The sequence below is a fragment of the Vreelandella jeotgali Hwa genome (assembly GCF_000334215.1).
Lineage (GTDB): Bacteria > Pseudomonadota > Gammaproteobacteria > Pseudomonadales > Halomonadaceae > Vreelandella > Vreelandella jeotgali.
In genome coordinates, this window is record NZ_AMQY01000021.1 from 15129 (window position 1) to 42108 (window position 26980).

Annotated in this window: 24 protein-coding genes; 3 read left to right on the forward strand and 21 right to left on the reverse strand. The window is 60.8% G+C overall.

Features of this window, described 5'->3' with window-relative positions; genetic code table 11:
* Window positions 1-114: 114 nt before the first annotated feature.
* Window positions 115-444 carry a helix-turn-helix domain-containing protein gene (locus tag C793_RS0109780; protein ID WP_017430766.1) on the reverse strand — a complete coding sequence of 110 codons (330 nt, stop codon included), beginning with the start codon at window positions 442-444 and terminating at the stop codon, window positions 115-117.
* A gap of 45 nt (window positions 445-489) precedes the next feature.
* On the opposite strand from C793_RS0109780, the gene C793_RS13770 reads away from it, so the two are divergent.
* Window positions 490-1707, forward strand: a complete 1218-nt coding sequence (locus tag C793_RS13770; RefSeq protein WP_017430767.1) for a tyrosine-type recombinase/integrase — start codon at window positions 490-492, stop codon at window positions 1705-1707.
* Here the strand turns inward: C793_RS13770 and C793_RS0109790 are convergent.
* From C793_RS0109790 to C793_RS14090, 7 genes are all read right to left on the reverse strand, one after another.
* Complete coding sequence (locus C793_RS0109790) at window positions 1653-2597, reverse strand: hypothetical protein (RefSeq protein WP_156805021.1); 945 nt, start codon at window positions 2595-2597, stop codon at window positions 1653-1655. The two genes, C793_RS13770 and C793_RS0109790, sit on opposite strands and share 55 nt — an antisense overlap.
* 107 nt (window positions 2598-2704) lie before the next feature.
* Window positions 2705-3079, reverse strand: coding sequence for a hypothetical protein (locus C793_RS0109795; protein WP_156805023.1), 375 nt, complete (start codon window positions 3077-3079; stop codon window positions 2705-2707).
* Between the two features lie 246 nt (window positions 3080-3325).
* Complete coding sequence (locus C793_RS0109800; protein WP_017430770.1) at window positions 3326-5323, reverse strand: phage tail tip fiber protein; 1998 nt, start codon at window positions 5321-5323, stop codon at window positions 3326-3328.
* Window positions 5323-7092 (reverse strand): hypothetical protein, encoded by a 1770-nt coding sequence (locus tag C793_RS0109805; protein ID WP_017430771.1) that lies wholly within the window; start codon window positions 7090-7092, stop codon window positions 5323-5325. The genes C793_RS0109800 and C793_RS0109805 overlap by 1 nt, the downstream gene beginning before the upstream one ends.
* Window positions 7082-7633, reverse strand: a complete 552-nt coding sequence (locus C793_RS0109810; protein WP_017430772.1) for a glycoside hydrolase family 108 protein — start codon at window positions 7631-7633, stop codon at window positions 7082-7084. Before C793_RS0109810 ends, C793_RS0109805 begins: the two co-directional genes overlap by 11 nt.
* Window positions 7630-7944, reverse strand: coding sequence for a hypothetical protein (locus C793_RS0109815; protein WP_017430773.1), 315 nt, complete (start codon window positions 7942-7944; stop codon window positions 7630-7632). The genes C793_RS0109810 and C793_RS0109815 overlap by 4 nt, the downstream gene beginning before the upstream one ends.
* A gap of 50 nt (window positions 7945-7994) precedes the next feature.
* Window positions 7995-8402: a DUF1353 domain-containing protein gene (locus C793_RS14090; protein ID WP_017430774.1), complete on the reverse strand. Its 408-nt coding sequence runs from the start codon at window positions 8400-8402 to the stop codon at window positions 7995-7997.
* 75 nt (window positions 8403-8477) lie between these two features.
* Between C793_RS14090 and C793_RS0109825 the strand changes: the two genes are divergently transcribed.
* Together C793_RS0109825 and C793_RS0109830 are read left to right on the forward strand one after the other, a co-directional pair.
* Window positions 8478-8735, forward strand: a complete 258-nt coding sequence (locus C793_RS0109825) for a type II toxin-antitoxin system RelB/DinJ family antitoxin (protein ID WP_017430775.1) — start codon at window positions 8478-8480, stop codon at window positions 8733-8735.
* Window positions 8735-9007: a type II toxin-antitoxin system YafQ family toxin gene (locus C793_RS0109830; protein ID WP_026106225.1), complete on the forward strand. Its 273-nt coding sequence runs from the start codon at window positions 8735-8737 to the stop codon at window positions 9005-9007. The genes C793_RS0109825 and C793_RS0109830 overlap by 1 nt, the downstream gene beginning before the upstream one ends.
* On the opposite strand, the gene C793_RS14495 is transcribed toward C793_RS0109830, so the two are convergent.
* The 13 genes from C793_RS14495 to C793_RS0109895 all read right to left on the reverse strand — a co-directional run bounded on the left by C793_RS14495 (window position 8993) and on the right by C793_RS0109895 (window position 26979).
* Entirely contained in the window at window positions 8993-9226 is a 234-nt protein-coding gene (locus C793_RS14495) for a hypothetical protein (protein WP_156805025.1), read from the reverse strand. The genes C793_RS0109830 and C793_RS14495 overlap by 15 nt on opposite strands.
* Window positions 9216-9845 (reverse strand): hypothetical protein, encoded by a 630-nt coding sequence (locus C793_RS13780; protein ID WP_156805027.1) that lies wholly within the window; start codon window positions 9843-9845, stop codon window positions 9216-9218. Before C793_RS13780 ends, C793_RS14495 begins: the two co-directional genes overlap by 11 nt.
* 10 nt (window positions 9846-9855) lie before the next feature.
* On the reverse strand, window positions 9856-10998 hold the full coding sequence (locus tag C793_RS0109840; RefSeq protein WP_017430778.1) for a hypothetical protein: 1143 nt from the start codon (window positions 10996-10998) through the stop codon (window positions 9856-9858).
* Window position 10999: 1 nt separating this feature from the next.
* On the reverse strand, window positions 11000-11584 hold the full coding sequence (locus C793_RS0109845; RefSeq protein ID WP_017430779.1) for a hypothetical protein: 585 nt from the start codon (window positions 11582-11584) through the stop codon (window positions 11000-11002).
* Window positions 11584-11850, reverse strand: coding sequence for a phage fiber-tail adaptor protein (locus tag C793_RS0109850; RefSeq protein WP_017430780.1), 267 nt, complete (start codon window positions 11848-11850; stop codon window positions 11584-11586). The genes C793_RS0109845 and C793_RS0109850 overlap by 1 nt, the downstream gene beginning before the upstream one ends.
* Window positions 11847-13667 carry a hypothetical protein gene (locus tag C793_RS0109855; RefSeq protein ID WP_017430781.1) on the reverse strand — a complete coding sequence of 607 codons (1821 nt, stop codon included), beginning with the start codon at window positions 13665-13667 and terminating at the stop codon, window positions 11847-11849. Before C793_RS0109855 ends, C793_RS0109850 begins: the two co-directional genes overlap by 4 nt.
* Window positions 13668-13676: 9 nt before the next feature.
* A complete protein-coding gene (locus C793_RS0109860) occupies window positions 13677-14099 on the reverse strand; it encodes a phage tail fiber protein (RefSeq protein ID WP_017430782.1) in 423 nt (140 codons plus the stop codon).
* An 88-nt stretch (window positions 14100-14187) separates the two neighbouring features.
* Window positions 14188-22629, reverse strand: coding sequence for a thermonuclease family protein (locus C793_RS0109865; protein ID WP_017430783.1), 8442 nt, complete (start codon window positions 22627-22629; stop codon window positions 14188-14190).
* 73 nt (window positions 22630-22702) lie between these two features.
* Window positions 22703-24562 carry a hypothetical protein gene (locus C793_RS0109875; protein WP_017430784.1) on the reverse strand — a complete coding sequence of 620 codons (1860 nt, stop codon included), beginning with the start codon at window positions 24560-24562 and terminating at the stop codon, window positions 22703-22705.
* Window positions 24563-24573: 11 nt separating this feature from the next.
* Window positions 24574-25308: a hypothetical protein gene (locus C793_RS14095; protein WP_017430785.1), complete on the reverse strand. Its 735-nt coding sequence runs from the start codon at window positions 25306-25308 to the stop codon at window positions 24574-24576.
* Window positions 25309-25320: 12 nt separating this feature from the next.
* Window positions 25321-25935 (reverse strand): hypothetical protein, encoded by a 615-nt coding sequence (locus tag C793_RS0109885; RefSeq protein WP_017430786.1) that lies wholly within the window; start codon window positions 25933-25935, stop codon window positions 25321-25323.
* On the reverse strand, window positions 25935-26378 hold the full coding sequence (locus C793_RS0109890) for a hypothetical protein (protein ID WP_017430787.1): 444 nt from the start codon (window positions 26376-26378) through the stop codon (window positions 25935-25937). The genes C793_RS0109885 and C793_RS0109890 overlap by 1 nt, the downstream gene beginning before the upstream one ends.
* Entirely contained in the window at window positions 26365-26979 is a 615-nt protein-coding gene (locus C793_RS0109895) for a hypothetical protein (protein ID WP_017430788.1), read from the reverse strand. Before C793_RS0109895 ends, C793_RS0109890 begins: the two co-directional genes overlap by 14 nt.
* Between the last annotated feature and the right edge of the window lies 1 nt (window position 26980).

Sequence of the window (26980 nt, forward strand, 5' to 3'; positions counted from 1 at the left end):
CATCAAACTGTCAAACGAGCTGCGATTGACATATTTATTCTCTATACTGATACACCTTTATTTTCAGCGACTTGGCGCACTATATTCGTCATGAAATTGTAAAACACGCGTCACTTATTTCGGGTGGTATTTAATCGCATCGGCGGCATCCAGCATTGACGCTTCGGGCAACACTATTTTGACGTCGTTGTGCAAAACGTGTAGTTCCACACCCCTGTCGAAAAAGACCTGCATAACGTCATCGAGCGTTGACGTGCGAATCGATCGGTTTGCCTGTAGCTTTTCCAGTCGACTGATCGTCGGACGCGACACCCCGGAAGCCTCGGCCAGTGCCCCCTGGCTCATGCCAAAAAAGTTGCGCAATGAGCGGATGACAAGGCCCGACCGTTCGGTATGGGTAAGCGGCTCGACACTTTCACGGTTGTATTTTTCATTTTGAATCATTTAGGATTCTTCCTGAACACTCATGGGAACATTGAGACAACCATCATGCCACGAAAAAACCTGACGCAGAAATTCGTCAACAGCGCTCCCCTGCCGACCGGCAAGCAGCGCGAAAATTACTACGATACCGAGTGCCCGGGACTCTGCCTGGAAGTGCGGGCCAACAAGCGCTCGTTCCACCTTCGCTATCGCAACTATCGGACCAAATGGGTCCAGCGTCGCCTCGCCGATGCCAAAACGGTCAAGCTGACCGAAATGCGGACGCGTGCCAATCAGCTGAAGGGGCGTATCGCCCTGGGCGAAGACCCGTTCGAGGAACAGGCGGCGCTTCGAGATGTGCCGCGGTTCGAGGAGTTCGTCAACACGCACTACATGCCCTATGCCCAAAGCTACAAGCGCAGCTGGAAATCCGATGAAAGCATGCTGCGTAACCACATACTGCCGGCCATCGGCCGGTTGCACATGGATGAAGTGGCGCGTGGCGACATCGTCAATCTGATCTCGAAACATCGCCGGGCGCACAAGCCGTCCTCGACCAATCGAATCCTGATACTGGTCCGCTTCATCTACAACTGCGCGATCAAGTGGGAAGCGCACGGCGTCAACAGGAACCCGACCAACAAGATCGAGTCGTTCCCGATGAACAACAAGCGCGAACGCTACCTCACCAACGAGGAGGCCCAGCGACTGCTCAAGGCGCTGGATCAGTCGGATGCGCCCACGGTCAAATACATCGTGATGATGCTGTTGCTGACCGGCGCACGCAAAAGCGAAGTCACCCACGCGCAATGGAAGGATATTGATAGGAGCATGCGGCTGTGGCGGATCGAGCGCAACAAGTCGGGCAAGACGCGGTTCGTGCCGCTATCCAACGCCGCATTGAGGATGCTTGACCAGGTGCCCAGGTACGAGGGCTGCCCGTGGATATTCCCGAACCCCCAAACGCGCAAACCGTACGAGTTCATCTACGCGTCGTGGAACACGGCCCGTCGCCGTGCCGGCCTGGAAGACGTCCGTATCCATGACCTTCGCCACAGCTTCGCCAGTTTCCTGATCAACAACGGCCGGTCCATCTATGAAGTACAGCAGATTCTGGGGCACACGCAGATCACCACGACCGAGCGGTACAGTCACCTCAGCCGGGAATCGCTGCTGGAAGCCGCGGATGCGGCGGGCTCAATGGTCGGTGATGCTTCAGACGCCCTGGATCATGACACCCAATCGAACGCCGCCCCGATAGCGACTTCAAAAAACGAGCGATAGCTGTGCGCCTCGCCGCTGGCATCGAGACAGTGCGACTTTATCCTGCCCGAGTTGTAAACATAGTACGTGACAATCGGGCGCTCGCGTTCAAACCACGCCTCATCACCGAACACATCCAGCGCGTACTGTCTCAGCTCAAGCGCCTGTTCGCTTTCCGTGAAAACAGGCCCTCGACAAGCAACCTCCGCCGAAGCCCGAGTAAAAACCGGCGAATCAAAAAACGGCACCCTGGCCTGAAACGCGCCCCGGGTATCCGGCTCCATCATGATGCCCAGAACCGAGTCGTGCTGGGTATGGCAAAACCGGAACAGCGCGACGAAAAACGCCCAGGGGCTATCGACATGGAACGGAACAGCGTCAGCCCATCGACGCATTCCTTCCTCTGCAAGGGCCACGGAACGCGGGTTGCTGCCCCCACGCAACGCAACAGCCTCGATGGCATCCTGGACGGAACCGCCCTCGATAATGTCACGCATGCCGGCAAGCGTGGAACGCTCATAGGCCGCCTGAAAATCGTCGCCGCACCGGCCATCGCAATACGGCGTGGCTGATGAGCCGACAAGATCGTTGCCCGTCCGATCTTCGAGCGATACCCCAAGGTTCGGAAGAATGGTGTCGTAGAACTCGGGATACCGTTTATAGCTGGACGTCGTGTACCGAACAACCACATCACCAGGAGCCTCGGCGTGCTTCACCAGCGCAGCCGCAACGGCAACCGAGTCAATGTCGCTGGCACACTGAACGGCCACTTGACCGTCTGCCTGAGCCAGCACCTGCCGGGCCCGGGCATCCATGCACTCGGAAATCGACAGGCGTTCAACCGGCCCCTCGGACTGGTCCAGAAGCGGCTCGACAGGGAACGGCCATTGCAGGACACCGGACTGATCCACCGCCAGGCCGCCCAGAAAAGAGCCAATGGCGCTGAGCGCCTCGAAGTCCTGCTGGCCCTTGAACCGAGCAAGCGACGGGTTCCGTAAAACGTCAGGCGCAATCCAGGCTACCATAGAGTTCGCTCCAGCTGAGGCACCCTGTCGCTCCCCATCTGCCCATGAAAGAGGGCCCTTTCATCAACAAGCGATTGGGGGACGGGCTCACCGTTTTCGAGGTAGTAAAGCACTTCATTCGACGACGCCGACAGCATCTGCTGGGACCCCGCCTGACGAAGCAGGCTGGGCGCCGCGAGATGGGTGTTGATGCCAAGGTTGGCTTGCAGCCTGACGCTGACGCTCCTGCGCTGCTCAAGCTCAAAGTCCATCGGCTCGGAAAACGCAATAGCCGGCTCGGCTACCGGCGTGAAAAATACACAGCGGTCAAACGCTAGATCGGGCAGACCGCCCTGCCGGAATCCGGTGCCGCCCAGATACTGCCCCATATCAACAATGGTGACATCGAACGTCGTGTCGAAGTCCTCGTAGTTCCCCTGCTGGTCCGCTCGGGAAAACGTACGAGAGACCCCGGGGCAACAAACGGTGCAGCTATAACCCCTGGACCGAACGCCCTCCGCCAAAGCACCCGCTGCCTGTGACACCTGGGCCGAATACAAGGACCCCGACACCATTATAGTAGTCGGGGGATCAATCTCACCCGGATACAAAACCCTGCTATACAAGCCGACACCTCAATAGTCGTTTTTAGCGTAAACCGAAGCACTGACGCTCCCCCGGTGTTGTGTATACACCTGAAACCTGAGCCTGCTATTGCCCGAGTACGGGAGCCCGTCTATCACAAAGTTCATGTGCGGTTCAGAATGGTGCGTGCTGCACTGCTGGCCAGCACAAGTATCCGTACAGGATTCGTAGGTACTGTGCCCGGAAGACGCTGACCACCCGTAACCGGAACCAGTTTCGTTGCCTTCAAATATGCCGGTATCAACAATCTTGCTATACCCGTCATAAACCTTGATCGCAACTTTGTCGTAGGGTTTTTGCAAAGAAACATCGACCCTGCCGTCAATTTTTCGACGACGGAAACGACGGTAGTGGTTAGTGTCACGATAGTCGTAGCTGCGAATATCGACCCAGTCCGAGTAGGTATTGCCGTACGAAGAAAACCTGTCGTCCCATTGCAACAAGGACGCGGTGCCAAGATACGGTCTCCCGGCTTCCGTCGGGGAAACGAATGACGAGCCGGAAAAAAGCGACCCCTCTATGGTCGACCCCTTAATGGAAGACCCTTTAATCACACCGCTGGCTGTCATGTTGTTGAGCTTGGCGTTATTCGCCTGAAAATCACCGTTTTGCCACAAGGCCCAACCACGACTACCGTTCCTGAAACTCCGGGACTTCACATCACCGGAAAACTTCGCCGCTTCGGCAACGTGCAAGTTATCCGTATCCACAGCATTAGCCCTGATCTTGCCGGCGACAGTCGTGATCGGTCTGCCACTACTGTCCTCCAACTTGCCAATGGATATAGGCCCAAGCTGACCCTCCTGGATCGTTGCATCCTTGATCATGGCCGTTTTCATGTAAACGGTGCCGCGCTCTACAAAAAACGGCGAGGTTTTGGTACTACCGTAGTTATGGACAATGGCAAAACGATCGGCAATAACAGCAAAGTCCGACTGACTCCCGTCATTTGACAAACCAAAGCCGGAAATTTTATCTCCCGACTGCACCCGCAGCGTATACATGGACTTGACGGTGTCATCCACCTCGTCAATCTCGGTCGTCATCTCCCGTTTTACGGCAGCGATGTTCTTCTTGGACTTGGTCTGGACCTCGTTTATATCATTGGCCACACCTCGAAACTTGCCATCTACCGTCTCGGCACGAGTGTTCATGTCCCTACGAACTGACGACAAACCGCTCTCAAGATTCGATTGAACAGTGTCCACTGCACTAGCCGTCGACGTTATACGCCCATCGATGCGTTCGACCTCAGTATTGACCCTGCGAGTAACCGACGAAATAGACCCCTCAAGGTTGGCCACCTGCTTATCGACCTTCTCGATCATTTGCTCGTCGGCTGTCTTGCGCTCCTCGATCTCCTCGTACAGCCCTGTGTCCAGGTCGGTTATATCGCGCTCAATAACGTCAATGCGGGTATTGAGTTCGTCGGACAGCTCCGTCTCGGTAATCTCGCCCTCGATCCGGTCAATAACGTCGGATACCAGCGGCAGGACACTAGCCTCCTCGGGCCCCGTCAACGGACCGACGTGGTCAGTAACGGAGTGAAACCGGACCCAGTAGTAGTAGGTCGTCTCGTCCTTCTCATCGAGGACGTCGAAAAACGTCGACCCTTTGGACGTGGCCAGAAGCGATCGATCACTGCCGTCAGCCTTGGTGCCGCGGTATATCTCAGCGTAGGCCATCTTGAAGTGCTTGCTGGACAGGTCCCACAACAGGTTAATGCCGCCAAACTGGGGCTGAGCAATGAACCCCATCGGCTTGTCCGGGATGACCGTGCCATCAGGTTTCTCGTCCTTGCCCAGCTCGTAAGTCGCCCCCTTGCGAAACGCCCTGATGTCGAGGTCCGAATCGACCAGATCACGAAGTGTCACCGCCCTATCCATCGGGTCACCACGACGGCCCAACCGGACTTCAAGCGCCTCCTTGATGTCGTTCTGGGTGGTCAGCTGTGGTATGCGGGTATGGTATACGCGAGTTCGACCCATCAGGCACTCTCCAGACCGGACTGAGCCATGACGGCCCGGTGAACGTGGTTGTCGTCCGGCACCTTGACCCTCAACTTCCAGTGCGTGCCAAACATGCAGGGGAGCCGGTGGATATAAGCGTCGCCGACTTCAAACTCGAACGTCTGGTCGTCCTGGCCCGGGGAGCTGGCGATCACTTCGACCGGAACCGGGTAGCTGTCCGCCTCAAGCCGCATGGCGGAAAAACTGACCGGCGTTGAATGGAACACCTTGGAGACCCACTCGGCGGAATCACTGTTGGAAGACAGGTCCACTGTACGAATCTGCCCGTTGCGAAACGCGAAATAGTGCCGGTTGTCCCGAACGCTGAACGTCACGCTCCTGAAGTCACCGGGCGAGTACCCCATCTTGTGTTCGACGAAGCCGCCGTCAGTTGTGAATGACATCCATCGACCGTCCGCAGTGGAGAACACATAGCGCCCTTCGACGGAAAACGCCGTGCAGCCCTCGTCGACCAGATCAGCGACACCGGCGCGGTCAATGAACGACGCCGAAACCAACTGCCCCTGGGCCTGGGACACCGCGATGATGCCGTCCGGTGACATATACATGGCCACACCATCGACATCCACAACGGATTCCGGTGATAAGCACGGGGCGTTGATCGGTAATTCCCGAGGAATGGCAGAGCCCGGGTCAGTGCCCTCCGCCCAATAAGGACGGCCAGACGTCAGCACAAGCAGCCCATTGTTCATCGGCAACAGCTTCACCGGACTGTATTTGAGCGGGAAGCTGTACTCCTCGGGCCAGGCGTGCGGCAACTTCAGCTCGGAAAACCGCAAATGGTGCTCCAGCATGCCGGCCGCAAATGACGACGCCACAAGACAAAGGCTGCGCATCGCTCTCGGCGCCGGGTTCCAGTCCTCACTGACAAGCTGCTCGCCTTCCTCGCCAACAGGCAACGAGTCGCTGTGGGCCTTCTCGGTGATGGGAATGTCGATCAAAAACTGCCAGGCGCTGGACGAACCATCGTAGGAAGCTCGGTAAACACGGCGTAAGCCACCAGTGTAGTTGCCGCCGTGAGGATGCTGGCTAGGGAATCGCAAAGCCACCGAAAAATCCACGTCGTAGAACACGGTTACCGGATCAGACGGCGGGCTGGGCGGCCCTTCATGGCCGTACTTGTCGACAAATGCGTAGATGTAGGCCACGTCCACCTCGTCGGCGTCGCCGCCCTCATCCTCGGCCGTATCGTCACCGGAGCCGTCGCCGCCATCTCCAGAGCCGTCACCGGAACCATCACCGCCGGAGTCACCGCCGCCTTCATCGCCGCCACCGCTGGCGGACGTGCTGGCCGCCGAACTGGTAACGTCCGCACGGGGCGCATCGTCCGGCGGCTCAACACCCAAGCGATAGCTGATCGGATTGATGTTGAGCTGGCCAGGCGAATAGTTGTCGGTCGTGGAAAACGACGGGCCGCTGCCCGACATGAAATAGACGCGCCCCCATTTGTCCGTCACCTCAAGCGGGGATGGAAACGCCTCGGACCCTTCGGGCTCGGAAAGCCCCAGCCGAGTACCGTCCTCGAACAACTTGGCAACCGACCTGATGCCCGTGCCGCTCGTCTTGCTGTACGGGTAGTCGGGCGCATCCTTCAGCTTGAAGCTACCGGGCGACAGTACGCCCTTGTCAAAGCGGACGTTGCACGCATAAGAGCCGAACTTGTCGGATAGCGCAAGGTCCTTGACCAGAGGAACCATGCCCCCAAAACTGTTGATCTCAAGCCGCATAGTTCACCTGTCCGTACCAGGGGGCGTTGTAGTCGTCGGCCGCGTAACGCAGGTTCTGGGCCACCCGGCGCATCCAGCCCTTGCCGTAGCGGCCAAAGGTGCTGATCTTCGTGAAAAACATGATCCGCTCGGCGTTGAACAGCTTGAGCGTGTCGTCCACGCCCCGCTCCTGCACCGCCTGGCGAGTTGCCGGGCCAAAGCTGCCGTCGTCGGCCACATCGACGCCGCGCTGGAGCATCCGAATGGCATTGCCGGTGCCGTGATTGATGGCGGCGTCCATCAGCTGATAGCCAATGGCCGTGTGGAGCTTGTCCGCGCCGATGCGGTCCCAGAAGTCACGGCGGTAGAGAAACTTCGCACGGTCCTTCGACAGCCCCCGAATATCCTCGTCCGGGTAACTCATGGCACTGATCCCGTAGCGGGTGCCCTTGAGCTGGCCCTGGCCCACTACCCCGGTGGTCCAGTTGCCCCGGTCCTCGCGGTCGTTCTGGAAGCCGCCTTCGTTGCCCAGCAGGCGCTCAAACACGTCGTCGAAACTCATTGGTAGCCTCCCGGCAGCTTGCTGTAGAACACCCTTTCCGCCGTCTCCATCAACCGGCCGCCGCTGTACGCGCAGATCGACACGAACACGATGGGCCGGACGAACTCCGGCAGCTTGTCGGTCAAGAAGGGGTAGGTCTGCGACGCCAGATAGCCCGCAAGAACGGCTGCCATAATTTCTCCGACCACCCACAAAAGCGAAGCCGGATGGCCATTTGTAATCCGATGGATGATGGATACGATGCCGCTGACGGCGCTCACCACCATCACGGCGATGAACGAAAAGATGTCCGGCGGGATTCGGTTCGGCATACGAAATCCTGGCTGCATTGATGAGTGATACTCAATGCGTATATTTTACCTTACAAGACGCCGCCGTGCGACCATCCGCCCTTGCCAAACAGGTGCGTGGCCCAGTAGAAACGCCGAGCGTCGCCGTAGCTGGCATTGTCGGCCAGCATCAGAGCACGGAGGGCGCTGTCGGCGAACTCCTTGGAAACGGTCTGCCAGAGGTGAGAATACAAATAGTCATGGACGGCCGACGCCCGGGCCGCCTCGTGGAAACCCGGCGAGTAGAACATCCGGGCGACCTTGGGCACACTCGACTGGTCGTAAATGTAGCCCGTGGGCACCTCGTACCACTCCCCGTCGATCTCCACGGCCAGCGGGGCCAACAGCATGTACTTCCGGCTGCTTTTCTCCAGCCACGGGGCATCCGTGTCCCGCGGCACCCAGCGCGTATCAAGTTCGGTGAGGAAGCGTGCCTGCATTAAACGGCTCCGGTAGATTCATGGAAGAAACCAGGCTATTATTGTAGCTACAATGAAGCTACGAAGGAGGTCGTCATGGCTGCTAAAGACGTCGTAAGGGCAAGAATTGACTCTGAAACCAAAGAGCGCGCCACGGCTGCCCTGGAATCAATGGGCCTTTCTGTTTCAGACGCCATAAGGCTGCTCATGCTGCGCATAGCAGATGAACAGCGGCTGCCTTTTGCCGTGCAAGTGCCCAACCAAACAACCGCTAAAGCGCTCGAAGACATGGATTCGGGCAACACCAAACAGTTTCGCAGCGCCGACGCCTTGTTTGATGATTTGGACATCTGATGCTCTCTCCAGTACGTACAAGTCAATTCAAGCGCGACGTAAAACGAGTGAAAAAGCGCGATAAGGATATGGGGAAACTACGCACGCTGCTATCTCTGTTGATAGAGGAACGTCCACTCCCCGACCATTACCAGGACCACTCACTTAGAGGCAACTGGGCTGGTTATCGTGACGCGCATATCGAGCCGGACTGGCTTTTGTTATACCGCGTAGTCGACGACCAGCTCCAGTTGGCACGTACCGGGAGCCACGCTGATTTATTCGAGAGCTGATAGTCCGGTACAAATGCCCTCAGCGGGCAGCTTCAGCCCCCGGCGAGCGGCCAGGGCCAGCAGCGCCGAGCGCAGCATCGGACTGGGGTCCTGGCAGTATTGCGCCCGCCACTCACCCAGATCACCGAACTGGTAGCCGTCGTCCAGCGGCGTTTCAATCGAGGAGCAACCGGCCAATAACAGCGAGGCGAATAAAAATGGACACAGTTTAGACAGCAAGCACTTCATCTGCCCGGCCCTTGGCAATCAGCCCGTTGGTTTCCAGCATATTGACGCCCTCCACAATGTCCGGGTCGGTAAGCCGAACACTTGAGGCCAGCGTCAGCAGCTCCCAGAAGTCCAGAAGGTCCTGATTGCTGCCATTGTCACGCTCGGCACGAATATCGGCCCGCTCCTGATCGGTGAACCGGCGCATGAACGTCAGCCGCGTGGTGGCCGTCACGGGCGGATAGTCGCTGGGCAGCACATCGAAAGCGTAGGACCGAATTTCCTTCTCGTTCTCCAGCTCGGCCAGGTAATCCTCGGCCCGGTTGCTGGCCCGGCGAACCGCCTCACGTTCCCGGAGCACATCAGCCTCCGACTCACCGTCCGCGCCGATGGAATCACGTTCCCTGGCCCGCTGGATGCGCCACTCCAGCTCCTCGATGCGCTCGGTCGCTTCTCGCTTGACGCGGAACACAGCCGACTCAAGTGCTGGCAACAGATTGGCGATGATCTTCGGCGAGTATTCCTCGACCGTAAGGCCAGGCAAAGCCGGAACGACCTGCTCGCCCTTGCCGGGAGAATAGGAGTCCCTAACAAGCGCCTCGGGCTGTGATTTTCTGATTAACAGATTCATAAAGCCACCGTTACTTGCAGTAAAACTGGAGGATGGAAAAGCCATACTGTTCGTTCACCGTCCCTCTTGTTGTTCTCAGGCGCCAAAACTTCTTCCTACCGACCCCAGTTTCCATAGTACGGCTAAACAGGCTTGAAGATGAACCAAGAGTAATAGCTGCCGCTTCTTCCCATTCGCCATCGACAGAATCAGCACCCTCGATAACAACCCCGTCCGGGTTATCAAGGTTCACGTTAGTGTTGCGAAACTCTACCTTGTAACACCAAACTGGATTATCAAACTCCCAACCGACCCAGGCTCCGTTTGTCGCAAGCCCCCTTTGGGCCCAAGTATTTGACGCGTTCCTGTCAAAGGCTCTAAACGCATGATTGCTAGAGTGCTGGCCTGAGAATATGACTCTGGGATCATCCTCAGTTATTTCAGGAACTTTGATAGGAGAAGTGTTGTCGAGCGCTGTTACAGCAGCGCTGCTGGATAATACCGCCTCCATCAAGCCACTGTTGGAGGCAACCATATCCATAGCTTCTTGACTATTGGAGGCCGCTTCCATAGCAGACGAATCTTTGGTTATAGCCGAAAGATCGCTATATGAAGTGGGGTCAAGCCCTGATTGCCCAGCAATGTATTTGCCAGCAGCCATTTTGCTGGAAGCGATAGCAGCCGTGGCCACCGGACTTGCCTCTAACAGGTCCAACACGGAAGGATTGGAAGCAAACGTGTTCATAGCCGTAGAATCAGACGCCAAAACGCCCATAGCCACGTCGCTGGAAGAGATAGCTTCAACAGCTACGGTGACATCCGAGGCTCTTTCTACCAAACCACTATCTGCCACCCAAAGGTCCATAGCCTTCTTGTTATCTGCAAAATCGCCCATAGCTACTGGGCTTGAAAAGACAGCTTTAGTGGCAACTCCTACCTGAAATATCATCCCTAGATCATCCGGGGAACTTAAAACAGCCCTCCACCCTCGGGAGTAGATGCTGTCCTGTAAATAGTCGTCGAGCAGGCTTGCATCTTTTTCGCCATCAAGGCCCAGTATGAAGTTCCTGACTATGTTCTTGGCTTGGCCACTACGTAGATCGTCCATTTGTGTCTGTAGGGTAGAAACCTTACCGTCCAGTTTGCCAATGCCGGCTATTTCAATAGCACCCATATCAATTCCACCCCGTTGAAGTTAGCGACCCTTCTTCGTCATAGTTAAGCGTTTGCGTACCCACGGTTGTCCAGGAACTCCCGGCATCGGCGCTTTTCTCAAACAGCACGGACTCCAAGCTTCCCTCACCGTCGTAAGAAAGCGTCTGCTTGACCCGTGAATCACCGCAAGAATAAACAGCCGTTTCCAGATTACCGTTGCCGTCATAACTCAGAGTCACGGGCCAGTCAGAAGTGCCAATAGGCGTAGGCTTGGCGTCTTCCACCAGCCGCTCAATCGTCCCGGCCGTCACCCGGGCCTCGACCGGCTCACCAACCACATGGTCAACGGCCGCCTGCTCCACGCCGCGTTCCACGGTGCAAACGTGGACCGTCGGCTGGCTTTCGGCGGTGACCGCCGTGACTTTCACGACCTCGTGGTCCTCGCCGTAGCGCCGGGAATCCTTGTAGACCGTCAACAGGAAATAGTCGCCGTCGGCAAGCGTGGCCGGCAGTCCTACCGGGTCAGCCACCCGGACCGTGGTGTCCTCGGCCGCGATGGGAGCGTCAAGCGCCCCGCGAGCATTGTTGAAAAAGAGCTGTGCCATTACATATCCACCACAACGATCATGAAATCGACTTCCTTCTCGCGGGAGTCGGTATAAATCAGCGGCGAGAACTTGTAGCTCTGGCCGCTTTTACCACCGCGAATCCATAGCTTGACCTGGGTGTCGCTATACCCCGTGCTGACCAGCTCGATGCCGTCCGGCGCTTCCACCTTGACGTCCTGAACCCGGTCGCCCGGCGCGAGCCAATCGGACAGGTCGATGTCGTAGTCCAGGTAGTCACGGGGCTGTTTGCGAAACGTCTTCATGTCACGCGGTACTCCCGGTTGGACGCCGGCAGAGCCAAGTGGCGCATGCTCGGCGGCAGTTCAATGGTGCGGCGGACGGGCGCGTCGCCGTCGATGTTGATGCGATAGATAAACCGCGACGTGCAGGCAACGCCGGGTTCCGGGTCAGCAACGCCAATCACAAAACGCAGGCCGTTACCGATGGTCTCCGCCTGCGCCTCAATGGCCCCCGTCATCAGGCGGCCGCGATAGCCGTGAGCCACAATGTCCACCGCTGCGATGGCATGAACGCCCGCTCGGGCGTAGGACATGACCCAGTTGTCGCCCCGCGTCTCGGCCTTCGCCCTGACATCGGCACCCATGAACCGCTCGACGTGAGCCTCGATGCCGGAGGCCGCAACGCCCTCGACAGGACCATGCACGCAACGGTTGGCCACGCCGTCGGCTGTCGTTGCGGCTTCGCTCTCGCTTGCACCGTTGCGGAACCGGTTGACCCAGACGTCGAACTCAACCCCGGCAAGGGCCTCGGAAGCACCGAACATGAACGCCTCGGCGTAGCGGCCGGCGTCAATATCGGCTTGCGCCTCGGCAGCCTCGGGGACCCCCGGCCGAATGACGTTCGCCGTCTCGGTACAGTCGGCCCGGGCCTCAGTGCCACCGGCAACCCGCCGCTCGGCATAGGGCACCGCGTCGCTTGATGCCAACGCCGTCACGTCCTGCTTGTCACCCCACCGACTGCGCGTCATCTCTGCGGCAGTCTCGGCAACCGCTGTGGCTACCCCATCTGACGCCACCCGCCAGCGGTAATGACGCCACTCCGCTTCGACCGTCGCTGATGCGGCTGCCTTACCCTCTCCCCATTGCCAAAGGTTGACGTCAACGTCTGTCCAGGTGTCAGCCTCCGCATGGCTGGAACCGCGCACGCCCCGGACCCAATAGGTCTCCGCACTGCCCCAAAGCGCCTCGGCTTTCATTGGTTCAGAGCGTAGCCGGCGAGCTACGTACGCCTGGTCAACAGTTGTTGCATCGGCTGCGGCCAAACCGCTGTTGTAGCTGTACCGCTCACCGTCACGCTCGATGGTCGGGGCCAGACGCGCCTCGGCAGTGCCCAGCGCCCCGCCGATAATGATGCGTAGACGGTCGGGCTTTGAGACGCCCTCTGCGACCGCTGCGGTGCTGCCACGAAAATCGTGGTAAATGTTGACCTTGAGGTTCTCGGCCGTGATCGTGGAACCGATCTCAAGACGGCCCCGGCCGATAGTCGCGTTGGGTATAGCGCGAGTGTAGGAACGCCCCACCACTGTACTGCGGGCGTACTGCTGCTTGACGTGCAGCCGATCAACCGCAGATTCGGCAAGCCAGGTTCGGGCCTGTCCCGGCAGCTTGCGGCCATCGACCCTTGCGTGGCGACGTGTCAGCAGTTCATCCGCAACCGCTTCTGCATAAGCCGACGTCGTACCCACAAACTGCTGGGCCCGCTCGCCACGCCCGGTGGTGTTTGCCTCGGCCCGAGCCCGGGCAGAAACGTAGACCAGCCCTACTATTCTGGCTGTCGTAGCAGCCTCGCCACTCGCCACGCCGTCGACCGGCGCATAGCGGGTGGCAACAATATCGGTCTCGGCACCGGCTTCCGACGTGCCGGCCAAAAACGCCCGCTTGTAGCCGGCGTTATCAATCTCTGCATGCGCTAACGCATCGCCCCGGGCGTCGGAATACACCCGGTTGACGACCGGCTCTGCCGTCGCGGACGCCTCGGCACGCGCCCATCCCCACGCCCACGAATGACGCGGGGGATAGGTCGTACCGTTAAGCAGCTGTCCGTCAAGCAAGGCCGACATGAGTTACCCTTACCGCAGGATGACCTGGAGCCCGCCGATGTCGACGGAAAGCACGTCGTTGATCTCCAGCGTCTTGGAGACGGTGAACTCGCCGTGGTACAGCAGGTTGCCGTCGGTCTGGGCGTCATAGAGTGCATAGTGGGTAATGGTCACCGAGCCGTCGGCAATCGGCGGGAACTGCAACACCTTGGCGTTGCTCACCGCGTAGCCCTCGCCGGACGTGGCCGGAGACGACCAGCCGGCGCTGATCGAATCGCCCTTGGCCGTGTCCTGACGGACATAGGCCGAGTCGGTCACCTCGTTGCCGGTCGCGGCGTCGGTAGGGTCCGACGTATAGAGCGCCAGGTAGATGGTCGCCGGCGTGGGCAGACTCTGCCCTCGCAGCGTGTGGTCCAGGATGCCTTCTTCAAGGTAGTCGGAAAAAGCTGCCATATAGCCCCCGAATGAATGGTATTATCTCAGCGTATATTGTACGCCACAAAAGGCCGGGGGTGATAGCCTCCGGCCTTCTTTTTGCTGCCTACTTGAACAGCGCCGGGAACTGGTTGGCCACCGGCGTCATCTTCCTGACCTTGTTGAGCATCTTGTCGTTGGAGTAGCCCTCGGCGCCCCAGTCCAGCAGCATCTCGGCCTTGCCGGCCACCGGAGAGAACGAGCCGATGGGTGAATTGCCCCACTGCGACTGCTCGCGCATCGAGAGCAGCACTTCCAGCGGCCCAAAGCCCCCGGCGCGGGAGAACAGGTACTTGGCGTACTCTGTCGGGCCGCCGTAGTCTTCGATGTCCTTGCCCGGCCGCCCGGTGGTGATCGGCCGCATCCACTCCCTGATTTCGGTGCCCACCATCGCCAGCGGGATCGTCGCCGCAGCAAACGCCAGCGCCGGCGCCGCAGCCAGAAACGCTCGCTGCTCGGCGGGCAGCCCTTCGCTCCGGGCCCACTGGCGTTTGCCCTGGCGCCACATGCCGCCGATGATGCCCTCGCCGTAGGCGTACATATAGCGTTTGATCATCCAGAACGCCTTGAAGTACGGATTATTGAACCATCCCGGGTTCTGGAACTTGCTCGGCTCCGAGCTACCCTCACGTACAAACTGCGAAATAGCCGCCTCCACTCGCCCCGCCGTATGGTTAGTTGCCGAATCCGCCCCGGCGGTCCAGGACGGACGCCCCTGCCGGTCCCAGGCCCGCACTTCCTCCGCCGTTACGCCCAGCTGCGACAGTGCCTGGGTGTCACCGATCTCGGCGCTCTTGAGCAAGTACCGCATGCCGAAGGACACGCCCAGCGCCCGCACGGTGTTGGTCACCACCTGCTGGCCATTGTACTTGAAGAACGTCGTACCGATTTTGTTCAACGTCGACGACTCGTAGTTGTCGCCCATCGTCTGCCACATGATCCGCTCGCTGGCATCGCTCATCACCACGCCCATGTCCTTTGCCATCCGCCAAGCATCAGGCAAACCGCGCACGCCTTCCATCAGACCCACGCGACCGTGCGCCCGGGCATAGGGCAGCCCACCTTCAGCGAACGATGCCAGACCGGAAAAGCCAAGGATCGTGAAGCTCGTCCATGCGGTGACCCAATCGTTGACGTTGCGTATATCACGCGGCATCGACGATGTAGTGCGGCCCAATACGCCATCAAGTAGCTTGTTGATCCTGTCAGTGGCTTCAGGACCGTGATTCTGCTCCACTTCGTCCATCATGCGGTGGAACTCGCCGTTGGGGTCGTAATACAACCCCTCCTCGTTGACCAGCCCCTGCCGCTCGGCAAAGTTGCCCTGCGGGTCCTCAAAGCCGGCGAGCCGCGAGTTCTCCTCGGCGGGGTTATTGACTCGGCGCGTGTGGCCGCCGAAGTTGGCCTCCCACGCGGTCCGCTTGGCCAGGCCGTCGATGAAGTGGTACATAACCGCATCGGACCGGTCGTTGAGGAACCCTTCCTCGCGCAGACGCCGGGCGCCCAGCCGCTCCATCATCCTGCGGCTGGTATCGTGGTACGACACCGGCATCCCAGGCGCAACAGCAAACTCCGAGTTCCCCTGGCTGTCGAGCAGCATCTCGGTCCGTTTGTTCAACTCCTTGTCGGACGCCTCGGGGAACGCTTCCCGGATCAGTTCGCCGAACCGGGCGCGGTCCTTATCCACCGCCATGTGGTTCAGGGCGACCGGCGGGCGGTTCTCGTCGATGGCCACCGACCGCAGGCCCTCGTTGCGAGCATCCTGGCCAAAGGCGTTGACCATCTTGGCAATCTCAGCACCACCCCGAGTGTGAATCCGACCGTCCTCGAAGTCCTGGATCGCCTTGCGCACCGCCGCCTGCTTCTCCTTGCCCTTTTTGAGCCCCTTGATGCCGGCGGCGTCATAAATCCGCTGGAAGCTGCGTTCCATCTGCCCGGCCCAACGGTTGCGCAGCGCGTTCGACTTATTGTCAAAATCCTGCTCGCCAATAGAAGACCGATCTGTCGCGGAGCGGGTGTAGAGCCGCTTGGCCAGTTCGGGATGAAACGATTCGATCTGCGCAATAGCCGTGCGAACCAGCTTGCCCGAGGCCCGGGTCAGCGAGTTGGATGTCAGGGTGTGACTGCCACGCTTTATCTGCTGATTCAGCCGGTTGAGCTTCATCACGTTCTCGCCCGGCGTGCCCTTGTAATGCTCCACGGCAAAGTCATCGGTGCGCTCGCCGAGACGCTGTCGCTGGCCTTCGGCGCGGGCCTCCTGCAACCCCTGATTGATCCGCTGGCTGCGGCGCATCACATCGCCAATGATGGCGTCGTGGGCTTCCTTGCGCATGGAGCCGCTCTCCAGCCCCTTTCGCGCATCGACGGCACGCTGCTGAAGGTCGGCCAGCTGAGCCTGGGCATCACGACGCGCCTCGGCGTAGTTGCCCTTGATGGCACTGGCGCGGCGCCCCTTGGTGTCCTCGTTACCCTTGGTAATCTGCCCTTCACGGATGGCGTTGACGAACGACGCAAAGCTCTCGGAACGATTGAATCGCGGCACCAGTGACTGAACCCGCTCCCAGAGGCCGCGCAGCAGGTTGGCCATGTGTTCAAATGCCGACGGCTTGGTTTTGCCACCTTCGACACCACGTTCCGCGAGATTCAGCGACCGCTCAATGGCGTGGTTCGCGGTCTGGTCGGCAAACCACTCCTTGAACACCGTCGCGTTGCCGCTGGCCTCGGGGTCCAGGCCGGTCGCCTCCTGAAACGCGCCATAGACCTGATCGCGCATGGCCGGCGTGTTCGCCAGCGACTGCGCATAGTCGTCAAAAACCAGGTGGCCAAGCTCGTGGCCCAGCTGGTGATGCCAGCGGATGTTGGCGTTGACGTTGGAGCGCATCGGCTGGGCCGGCAGCGACACCACGACAAAATCCCCGGCGGGCATGTACATCGGGTTGTGCCCGGCCCGGCCGGTAGCCAACGAGTCCGTGGCCCGCTTCGCGTTTTCCTCGTCGAGGAGCCCGCGCTTCGTGAGAATGTCACCGATCTGCGAGGCGTCCTTGCCCACGGTGACCATCACCGGGCGGCCGGTGGACCGGAAGTCGTTGACCACCTGGGAGACGAACGACTCCACCTCGCTGCTGTACTTGGCGCCCTCGACGTGGAAATCACCGTCGCCGAAGGTCCGGTGGAGCGTTTCCAGCCGGTCGGTCTTCGCCGCCGACGTGCCGTGGCCCTGCGCCTTGATGGCGTTCTGCTTGTCGATGAACGCCTGCTTGTTGGTCTGGACCCGCTGGTCGCGGGGCATCAGCGGCGCATTGGCGCCCGGCCCCCTGGGGCCCGTCCTGTCGTGGTAAAGCGACAGCAGTTTTGCGTGCGGATCGAGGCCGGGAGCAAGCCGCTTGACCTCGCCACCGCTATCAAAGAACTGCTCGATCTGTTTGGCCAGGTCGGTCGAGCGGCGACGAGCCCTGGCCAGCGACCCAAGCGCCTCGTTGGCCGGATCGGTCTCGTAGGGATCGTTGCGATCCTCGGCTTCTTCGTCGGGAACCTGTCGGCCCTCGTAGCTGCCGTCCTCGTTCCTGACCGCGTACATCTGGTTGCCGGCACTGTCGGCCGTATCGCCACGGGGCGCTTCTTCCTCGGGGCGGCCGCCATCGTCGCCCTCCTGGGCCATGCCGTCCGTCTTTTCGGCCAGGTCCTCCGCCTCGGCAAACGCATCGTCGTAGGAGTCGCCCTCGTCCATGAGCTGCCGGGCGATGTTCGACACCTTCGGGTCGTTCTCGGATTCCAGGCGGCCGGTCTCATCCAGCATGCGTGAATAGGCGATGGCCGCATGGCGGTCCCGGCTGTAGCCGTCCATCAGGGTGCCGAACGCCACCTCGCCGTTGAGGTCCTCGTCGATGCTCAACCCCAGCCGACGCGCCTCGGCGTCCTGGAGCTTGAACGATCGGGCAATGCTGCGGTTCTGATCCACCGTCGCGGTGTCGAGCGGTTCCGTCTGCCGGGACACCTCGGTTTCGGGCAGGTTATTGAGCAGCGACTCGGCGTCCGCCAGCTTTTGCTTGACCTGCGAAATGCGTTTGCGGACCCGGCCAAGCGTTGCCAGCGACGAGGCGTTTTCCGCCCAGCCGTCGGCCATCTCGACGCTCGCCTGAGCCAGCTGAAACGGGTTCAGCTCAAGCGTGTTGCTGGGCCCCTGCAACCGATCATGCTCGTCGCGCAGCCGGTCGACGCGGGACTGCTGAAGCTCGCGCATCTGCCGCTGCGTCTCCGGCTGAAGCTCGGCGACGGTCTCGACCACCTGCCGCGTGTCCATGCCATCGCCCACGTCGTTGCGCATGCCGTTGATGTTGTTGAGCGCGTCATTCAGCGACATCAGGGTAGCCAGCTGCTGCTCGGCATCCAGCCCCTTCAACCCGCGAGTGATGCGCGACGTCAACGCACCCAGCGCCTTGCGGCGGGCCGTCTGGCGATCCGCATTGCGCTCCAGTTCGTTGCCGATACGGGCAGCTTCCCGCTGGTTGCTCACCTGCTCGTAGTGCGCCCGCTGGGCTTCGCCGAAGGTCACCGGGCCGCTGTCGCCCTCGTGGATAATCACGTTGGGCGGGACGAAATAGTCGCTGCGCAGCGACTGGATAAACGGCGACCGCTCATTGCCCGGGAGACTTTGCCAGGAGTGCGGGCCGTCGACCATGCGGCTCAGGTTGGCCAACAGGTTGCGGTACGCCTGGGCCGGTGTGGCCGGCGCCGTCTCGCCGCTCTGGGCGTATTCGGCCAGACCCACCATGTCGAACACGCGATGAGCTTCCTTGCCATCGGAAGACCGCACAGTCAGGTCAGCCAGGTTCTGCGGGTTGCCGTTCTCATCGGCCAGCCGTTTGGTACGCGCCTTGGAACGCACCGCCTGATCCGACGCCCGGCCGGACTCGACCTTCTCGGTAGACGCGCCTACGGACTCCAGGGTGCCGGTCCTGTCACGGCGATAGCGCATGGCGTTGAGCAGCCCGCCAAAGAACCTGGCATCTGACATTTCCTGCTCGCCACGAGTTGTCGGCCCCTGATCGGAGACGCCGGAGCCGCTGGCCGTTTTCACCTCCGGCTGGCGATCAATCGGGCCGGTGCGCGAGTGCTGCGCCGGCTGCATCATGTCGAGCTGGTCCGACAGCCCGCTGATCAGCTGCTCGGGAGACTCGATGGCCGAGTTGGTCATGGTCTCCACCGCTTCGTCGCGGGCCGACGGGTCGGTAATGTCGGCGGCATCCAGCATGGAATTGATCATGCTGCGGCCATCCAGCGCCGACACATCGGCCGCCGCCAGAGCGTCGCCGGCTACCTCGCCGTGGGACCCCTGGCTAATCGCCGTCTGAAGCCCGGGGCCGGACGTTTCGCCGGTCAGCTCCGAGTAGATGGCCCCGGCCGCCGCGCCGCGAAGAACGCGACGGTCCCGGGCCGGGTCTTCCACCTCGGTGGTGCCTTCGCGCTGAATCTGCTCGGAGTTCACGATGGCCCGAGCGGCCTGTGCCCCCATACCGAGCCCTTCGAGGCCTTTGGCACGTTCCTCCTGCTCGGCGGTCAGCTCCCGGTTCGCCGGCTCAACAACTCGACGATCCTGCTCCTCGATCTGCTCGGCTTCCCGACGCTGCCGGTTCGCTTCGGCCAGGGTATCCGTCGACCCGGCGTCCGCACCGGGCCTACTATCACTGGTCGCTGCCCCCAGCAGCCCACCGCGAAGCTGCTCGCCCTGCTCAAAGCGGACCTTCGGGCTGCCGAACTTGCCATCGTGGCGGACCCGGGCGGTCTGCATCAGCTCGGCCAGCTCGGATTCGTCCATCTTCGCCAGCCGCTGGCGGATTTCCTTCTGGCTCGGGATCAGGCCGCGAGCGGCCGACTGGTATTCGCCGCGATTCCTGATGCGGCCCTCGTCCCGCATCTGCTCGATCTGCTTGACCTCGGGGACCAGGCCCTCAAGGAAACGCAGGTTGCTGGGCAGCGGGGCAGCCTTGTCGTTCGAGTCCTTGCCGCGCTTCCAGTTGCCCAATTTTTGAGCGATGGCCGAAACGGCCTTGTGGCGGGCCCGGCCGGCAGTCTCCGACGTGCCGTCGGTCTCGAACCCGGCCGCCTTTTTCGGCAGCTCCTTCATGCCCATCGCCCGGGCGACCTTCTTGAGCTGCTGCATGTCGAGGTCGGACAGCTCACGGCCGTCGAGCGCCGACTTCAGCCGGGTGTTGGGATCATCGGCCAACGGCTCGTTGAGCTTGCTTTGCAGGTCCCGGCGCAGCACCTCCTCGCTGACCCGATCCTGTTGCTCAATGTACAGCGACGGGTCCACGCCCTGCCGGGACGCTTCGTCGATCAGCGGGCGGTTGTCGCGCTGCGGGACATCCGACGTGTTATCCAGATCAAGGCGCGTGGGTTGCGGACGGCCCGGCGACGGTGCGTCGGTTGCAACGGGTGCCTGCTGCCGGGGCTGCTGCTGCACGTCGGCATTGCGAGCCGCATCGACCTCGGCCTGGTATTGAGCAGCGCGTTCCGATTGAGCCTGCACCGGGTCAACGGCATCTGCATCCCGGCCTTCGGCGCGAGCCTTGCTGACGGCTTCGTCGGCCAGCTTGCCGGTCGTGACGTAGTCCTTTACCGGGTCACCGTCTTCGTTGCGCTCGCGCACCACCGTCAGCGGGTCATCCTCGGTAGCATTATTCAGCGCATCGGCCTTGCTCTGGCCATACTCAAGATTGGCCGCCTGATCCGCGTCGGAAGCCGAAGTCGGCGCGTTGCGGGCCGCCTCACGGGACAGCGAGATGTTGATGCCGCCGTCATCGGTGCGCCGGTAGTAGGCGTCGTTGCCGAACTCCTCAAAGAGCTTGCGGATGGTAACGCCGTCGTTGACGTTCTTCGGCGCGATGTACCTGGCCTTGTCCGGCGTCTCGCGCATCTGCGCGGCAATGCTGGACGGCGGCTCGGGGTCTGTGCCCCCGCTCTTGGCTACAAGGTCGTCCACCGTTTCGCTTTCGACCGCCTGCCGGTTGCGCCCGGGCACGGGGTCCGGTCCCGGGCTGGTTGCCGACTGCCGATCGGGCATCGGGTTTCGTTCCGGGCCAGGCTGTTCCGGTGCCGCGTCAGCCTCCGGCTCGGGCGCCTCGGCGGGGGCCTCCTCCTCCGAAGGTTCCATACCGCTGGCCGAGCGATCCGCGCCCTGAAGCAAGCCGCCGATGTTGCCCACGCCGGCGACGGCACCGCCAAAACCACCGCCAACGGTTGCGCCGGTGATCGTGCCCTCAAGCAACCGCTCCGGGTCCAGCTCGTAGCGACCCTCGGTCGCATCGATCTTGTTCAGCTCACCGATCAGCGACTGGGTAAATTCGGTCAGCCCTTCGCGGCTGGCACCGTGGCCAACGGATTCCGCCGTGGACGCGAAGTATTTGGCGATGGAATCAATGTCTTCGCCGGCCCCGAACTTCCTGCCGACATCACCCAGAATGCTTTTGGCTGCGGTGTATTCAAGGCCGGTCTGAAGCGCACCGATCACGAAAGCCCGACCCGGAGCATCGACGCCTGCGGCCTCCTGATCAAGGACGGTGCCGCCGGTCTGCTGCACGTACATCGAGGCGCCGCCGCCAAGTTTGGCGGCTGCCCTGGTGGAAATAGCCGACGCCTGGCTCACTGCCTCGGAGCCGGCCGTGCGCCGCATAAGCGCTTTGCCGATACCGGCCCTGAGAGCCCTGGTGCCAATGGATGCGGGTACTGACGCGCCGGCAGTGCCAAGAGCGGCCGCGGCATCCAGAGCCAGACCCGGGGTCTCGGCAACGCCACGTTCCATTGCATAGGTGCCCAGGTCTGCAAGGCCGTCGACGTCGTCCCATGACTCTACGGTGGCCGGATTGCGGATGGCGTCCAGCATCGCGGCGTCAACGCCTTCGCGCCCTTTTTCGCTCAGCGTGTCGATGCCGGTGACATCGCCAAACGCCTGCATGAACGCATTGCCGGACGCTCGTAGCTGGGCCACACCGCGATCAAACGCTCGGGAGCCCGTGCCGTCCTTGTGGCCCAGGTACTCAAAGCTCTGGTTGCGAAGCCTGTCGTCAAACTCGCCGCTGAACAGCCGCTCGATGTTGCGTTCCCGGTTGGCCTGCACCGACTGCTTGAGCGACTCGATCTCGGGTGACGCCTCACGCCCGAGCATATCGTCTACAACGCCAAGCCCCACAGCGGCGTCCTGCTCGGGGCCGCTCCATTTGGTCCGCGAGCCCATACCCTGCCGGAGCATGGTGTTGCCCAGGTTGCGGCCCTCATCGTCGTAGACCGATCGAATGGTGCGGCCGTAGGTCTCCCCTTCTTCGTCACCGAGCGTGTACCCTCGGTCAAGCGTCTGACGGGCCAGCTCGGTTGCCTGTACGCCGCCAACCTCGGCCCCGTGGCCCGGGGTATCTTCGGGAGTGTCAACGCCGGATACGCGGACGCGGCCAACATCCGGGTCCTCAAAGGTATCGCCGTCGATAACGTAGTCGGGAGTTTTCCTATCGGCCATAACAGCTCCGGGCATAAAAAAGGGCGGTGTCTGCCGCCCATTATACGCATAGCTGTTTGTTACTGCGAGCCCGTCAGTTCACCCCGAGGTTGCCCAGCGATGGAGGCACTGTGTTCGCTTGAGTGGGGATTTTACCCTGTTGAGCCGCTTTCAGGGCCTGGCCTTTTGCTCTATCGCCCGACATTCCGTCTTCCATGAGCTTCACAAAATAGTCGATGGCGCCGCCACGCTGGTCCGGCGGGACATCCTGGAAGCCCTCGTCGTTGACGAAGTTCGACGCCGCCACAACGGTTTTCGGGTTGCGGTTCTCAAGCAGGCCTTTCATGTATTCGCCGGCGTCGGCCGTTGACCCGGGGGCCATCGCCCGTTTCAAGGCAATGGATATAGAGGCGCGAAAGTAGTTCTTGTCCTGCCGGGAACCGACAGCACGGTTGGCAAACAACTTGTTGCGAGCCAGGAACGTCTTGATGGAATCCCTGGCCTGGGTCAACTGGCCTTGAAGCTCCTCTGCGTCGTAACCGTCTTCTGCCGCGTCTACCTGGTCCTGATAGGGCTCAAAAACGTCATCCATTACGTCCTGCTGAATATCGAACAGCCTGGAGTGATTCTCGGCATCGTCGACTCGGCTCTGCAACCTTTCAGAACCAGACTGCGCAGCCGGGCTGCCGGATAAACCAAACACGTTGTCAGTCGCTTGCGACAGGGAAAGATCGCTGTCTTTTCGGCTCTCCTGCCGGGCTTCAGCAGCCCTCCTGTTGATATTGGAAAGCGTCTGGACGGTACTCTGCCCTTGTTGCTGCTCGGCGTCCTTCAAGCGTTTGTCCACCCGGCTAAGATCGCTCTGGGGCATGTCAGCGTAGTCGCCAAACTGCTCGCGGTAATGCTGGATGCTGCCATCCACAGCCCGTTTTTGCTCCTTCAGCTCGTCGATTTTAGCTTGGCGGTCCTCTCGCTCGCCACCAGGGCCGTGGCCAGGGTAGGATTGCGACTCCAGCTGTTCAATCTCGCTCTGAAGCTCAGCAGACCTCACGTTCAAGGTTTCAATAGCAGGACGAGCGTCGGAAGCCTCGGATACAACGTCACGCTCCTGGTTGATCTTGCCGATGGTTTGAGCGTGCCGCTGGATTTGACCAGTAACCTGTCGGCCAACTTCTTCCTCAGCGCTGTTATAGTCAGCAACCATCGCCTGCATGTCTTCCATGTTCTCGGCCGAAGACATGACGGTCATGGCCTCGTCAGCCGAGATTCGGACCGGGTCCGGGGCAGAGTCCGAGTCCTCACTCGCCCGGGGCTGTAGGACAAAAGAGTTGTTTTGGCTGTCATAGACGCCGTCGACAAACTTCGGCCCCTGCTCCCCGGTGGAATTGTTCACAAGCCCCAAAAACGAGCCCATCGTCTTGGGGTTATCATTCATGACCGACAGGTCACCGTCGGCACCCTCAATCACCTTGAAGATGTTGCCCCTGACGGCGTTAAATCTTTCCTGGTGTTCTTCTTGAGCGATCCTGAGATTCTCGGCGTTGGTAGCCTTAATGTCGGACTGCTCGGTAGACAGATCACGCCTGGCTTGAGAAGCAGCAGAAGTTGCCTTGGCGCCTTCCTTGGCCGTCTTGTTGACCTCGGTTGCATACCGCTGGTTGGCGTACTTGGCATCAGACTCCGCTTCGCTGATCTGGAAAGGTGCCGTAGCCCTCTCGACAAACGCCATCGTCTCCGCCTTATCAGCCTGGGCCTGCCTGGTACGACCAAGGCCCTCCTCCTGATCCATGCGGTAGTCGTAGGACTCACGAGCAAAGCGGTTATCCAGCCGGCGCCCTTCGTTGCGGAGACCGTAGCTCTCCTTCTTGAGGTCCCGCAGTTCCTGCTTCTGCTTGTAATCCTGCACCTTCATGAAGGTATTGGCGCCGGCATTAAGTGCTGTGGCTATGCTCATGTGTCCACCCTTTACCAGATCATTGCGGCGATGGTCGCCATAGTGCCGATGGTGCTCGCCGTCTGCTGTTTCTGCTGGGCATCATGCTGGTCCTTGGCCTGCTCATACTGCGTTTTACGAGCCGAGGCGTTCTGGGCCGATTCCGTCAAGCCACCCATCGCGCTGGACGAGATGTTGTTACCGATATTCAACATCGTGCCCTTGAGGTTGTAGTTACGCTGCTCGTCGAGCTGACGGCCGGTATTCTTCGCGGACAGCTGACCAAGGGTCGACTGACGCTGATTGGTGCGAGATTCCGACTGCCGCTGTTGGCCGGATATGGAAGTGCCGTAGCGTTGCCGCATACGTTCCAACGCTTCACGGCTACGGACCGACTGCTTTTTGGCGTCCTCGGCAGCTTGTTCGGCGGTCTTGTCCCCGAGCGTGCCGGCGAGCGCGTCCTCCTGCGGCGCAAAGTCTTCCATGTACCGCTCAAACTGCTCACGACTGACACGGGCGGCTTCGTTATTGGCCTTGTCCTCGGAGATATTGGTATTGAGGCGGTAGGAGCCATCGTCCTGATAGCCGGAAGGCTCGGGCTGTTTTTCATTCCCGAAGATAGGCCATCCGCCTTCGGGTTTGGACTGGCTTGACCGCTCCTTATAGTCCTTGACAGAGCTATAACGGTTCTTGTGCTCGACGCTCCTGTAAAGGTTCTGGTTAGGGCCGTTCGCCGCACGTTCTCGGCCTTCACGTTTATTCGCCATGCTGAACGCCTCCTAGAAGATACTCTCGGGAACTTTCTCGGCAGTCGTAACCCCGCCTTCCTGAGACCAGTATTTGCCGGTACCGCTGCCACCGGCACCGCCGGAGTACATGGACGCGCCGGCCCCGGCGACCTGTCCAATCGCCTGAGAGTAAGCCTGCTGCTTCCTGGCCTCGGCTTTGGCTTCAGACTGCATGCGTTGGATGCTCTGTTGGGCGCCGGTACGACCCAGTGCCGACAAAGACTGTTCAGTATCCGCCGCCAACTCGCGGCCTACGCCAAGCGCCCCGGCCATACGAGCGTCACGCTTCTGCTGCGCCTCACTGGTCGCTCTGACATTACTCTCGGCCACCGCTTGACCCAAACTGCCAGCCGCTTTTGACGTACCGCCGCCAAGTGCCGATAGCCTTAGCGCGTCAGTGCCCTCGCGCATGACAGCACTGGACGCCTGGGCGCGGCTACGATCCTCGAAGTTCTTCCGGGAATCGCTGAGGTACTCCTTCTCCAGCGGCGCGTACGTTTCCTTGTAATGGTCCCACTCGGCAGCGGACACCGCATGCTGGGCTTTTTCCGCCTTGGACATTTCCGGTTTGCTGGGACTGGAACCGCCCCCAAAAAGACCACCCATCAGCGAAGCTCCTTACGAAATACGAGGAGGCTCGGGCTATACCCGAGCTTCTTCAATTTGCGTTCCCAGGCCGGGCGGGTTGTGGCGAACTCCACGCGAGTACAGCCCTGCTCCATCGCCACAAAGTCCAACTCCGACACCACATCGGGCATGCTGTCCGGGATCCCGGGCTCCAGGTAAAGCATCCAGATGTACAGCGAGTGGGACCCGTCGAGCCCGGTAGAGGCCGCCGTAGCCATGAAGCCGCTGACGACTTCCCCGACCCGGATCAGCCTGACCTCGCACTCGCCCCGCAACGCCGCGGCGTAGACATCGCCGGCGCAGACATCATCGGACGGTGTCCGAACACCGACCGCCTGCACGCCCTCGTCCAGCAGCGCAAAGTGATCGCGCAACATCTCGCGGCGATCCACCAGCACGAAGTCGACCTCAGATGCCGCCATATGCCACCTTCCGATTGATCGCCTGGTTGCGCTGCTGACCAAAGCGCCGGCCGGCGGTCACGCCGTTCTGGTACATGCTGAACATATCGCTTGCCGCACGGCGGTTGGACCACTCGGCCGAGGGCATCATCAACAGGTAGCCTTCGGCCAGCGACTGGATGGTCTCAAGGAACGGCTCCAGCTCGTCGGCCAATACGGCTTCGCCCCGCTTGGGGGCCACCGCCATGTGCGCGACCAGCGCGTCCTGGACCACGGATTCCTTGGGCACGCAGTCCAGTTCCAGGACCCCGGCCGGCGTAATGTAGTAGCCGCTGGGCTCACCGTCCTCGACCGTGGCCTTCGTCGGCGAAATACCCAGCAACTGCTTGTCACCGAGCTTCACCCAGTAGGGGCGGACCACGCCGCACTCAGCCGGCACCGACAGCTCCACTTCGCGCAGCCCCTTGATGACCGGCTGGGATTCCGTGGTGACCCGCCAGGCGTGAGTGTCCGTACAAAACTGCCGAGCGGCCCGGGCGATCGCCTTCTCGGCGGTCATGTCCGGACAGCCCGGCGCAGCAAGCAGCACATCACCCAGCAGCTCATGGTTGAGGTCGATCACG

Excerpts from the sequence above, each read along its gene's own strand:
- C793_RS0109805 (WP_017430771.1), bottom strand. The coding sequence starts at position 7,092 with ATGCGGCTTGAGATCAACAGTTTTGGGGGCATGGTTCCTCTGGTCAAG.
- C793_RS13780 (WP_156805027.1), bottom strand. The coding sequence starts at position 9,845 with ATGAATCTGTTAATCAGAAAATCACAGCCCGAGGCGCTTGTTAGGGAC.
- C793_RS0109890 (WP_017430787.1), bottom strand. The coding sequence starts at position 26,378 with ATGGCGGCATCTGAGGTCGACTTCGTGCTGGTGGATCGCCGCGAGATG.
- C793_RS0109795 (WP_156805023.1), bottom strand. The coding sequence starts at position 3,079 with ATGGGGCAGTATCTGGGCGGCACCGGATTCCGGCAGGGCGGTCTGCCC.
- C793_RS0109850 (WP_017430780.1), bottom strand. The coding sequence starts at position 11,850 with ATGAAGACGTTTCGCAAACAGCCCCGTGACTACCTGGACTACGACATC.
- C793_RS0109840 (WP_017430778.1), bottom strand. The coding sequence starts at position 10,998 with ATGGGTGCTATTGAAATAGCCGGCATTGGCAAACTGGACGGTAAGGTT.
- C793_RS13770 (WP_017430767.1), top strand. The coding sequence starts at position 490 with ATGCCACGAAAAAACCTGACGCAGAAATTCGTCAACAGCGCTCCCCTG.
- C793_RS0109855 (WP_017430781.1), bottom strand. The coding sequence starts at position 13,667 with ATGTCGGCCTTGCTTGACGGACAGCTGCTTAACGGTACGACCTATCCC.
- C793_RS0109860 (WP_017430782.1), bottom strand. The coding sequence starts at position 14,099 with ATGGCAGCTTTTTCCGACTACCTTGAAGAAGGCATCCTGGACCACACG.
- C793_RS0109845 (WP_017430779.1), bottom strand. The coding sequence starts at position 11,584 with ATGGCACAGCTCTTTTTCAACAATGCTCGCGGGGCGCTTGACGCTCCC.
- C793_RS0109815 (WP_017430773.1), bottom strand. The coding sequence starts at position 7,944 with ATGCCGAACCGAATCCCGCCGGACATCTTTTCGTTCATCGCCGTGATG.
- C793_RS0109810 (WP_017430772.1), bottom strand. The coding sequence starts at position 7,633 with ATGAGTTTCGACGACGTGTTTGAGCGCCTGCTGGGCAACGAAGGCGGC.
- C793_RS0109780 (WP_017430766.1), bottom strand. The coding sequence starts at position 444 with ATGATTCAAAATGAAAAATACAACCGTGAAAGTGTCGAGCCGCTTACC.
- C793_RS0109800 (WP_017430770.1), bottom strand. The coding sequence starts at position 5,323 with ATGGGTCGAACTCGCGTATACCATACCCGCATACCACAGCTGACCACC.
- C793_RS0109875 (WP_017430784.1), bottom strand. The coding sequence starts at position 24,562 with ATGAGCATAGCCACAGCACTTAATGCCGGCGCCAATACCTTCATGAAG.
- C793_RS0109865 (WP_017430783.1), bottom strand. The coding sequence starts at position 22,629 with ATGGCCGATAGGAAAACTCCCGACTACGTTATCGACGGCGATACCTTT.
- C793_RS0109825 (WP_017430775.1), top strand. The coding sequence starts at position 8,478 with ATGGCTGCTAAAGACGTCGTAAGGGCAAGAATTGACTCTGAAACCAAA.
- C793_RS14090 (WP_017430774.1), bottom strand. The coding sequence starts at position 8,402 with ATGCAGGCACGCTTCCTCACCGAACTTGATACGCGCTGGGTGCCGCGG.
- C793_RS0109830 (WP_026106225.1), top strand. The coding sequence starts at position 8,735 with ATGCTCTCTCCAGTACGTACAAGTCAATTCAAGCGCGACGTAAAACGA.
- C793_RS0109885 (WP_017430786.1), bottom strand. The coding sequence starts at position 25,935 with ATGGGTGGTCTTTTTGGGGGCGGTTCCAGTCCCAGCAAACCGGAAATG.
- C793_RS14095 (WP_017430785.1), bottom strand. The coding sequence starts at position 25,308 with ATGGCGAATAAACGTGAAGGCCGAGAACGTGCGGCGAACGGCCCTAAC.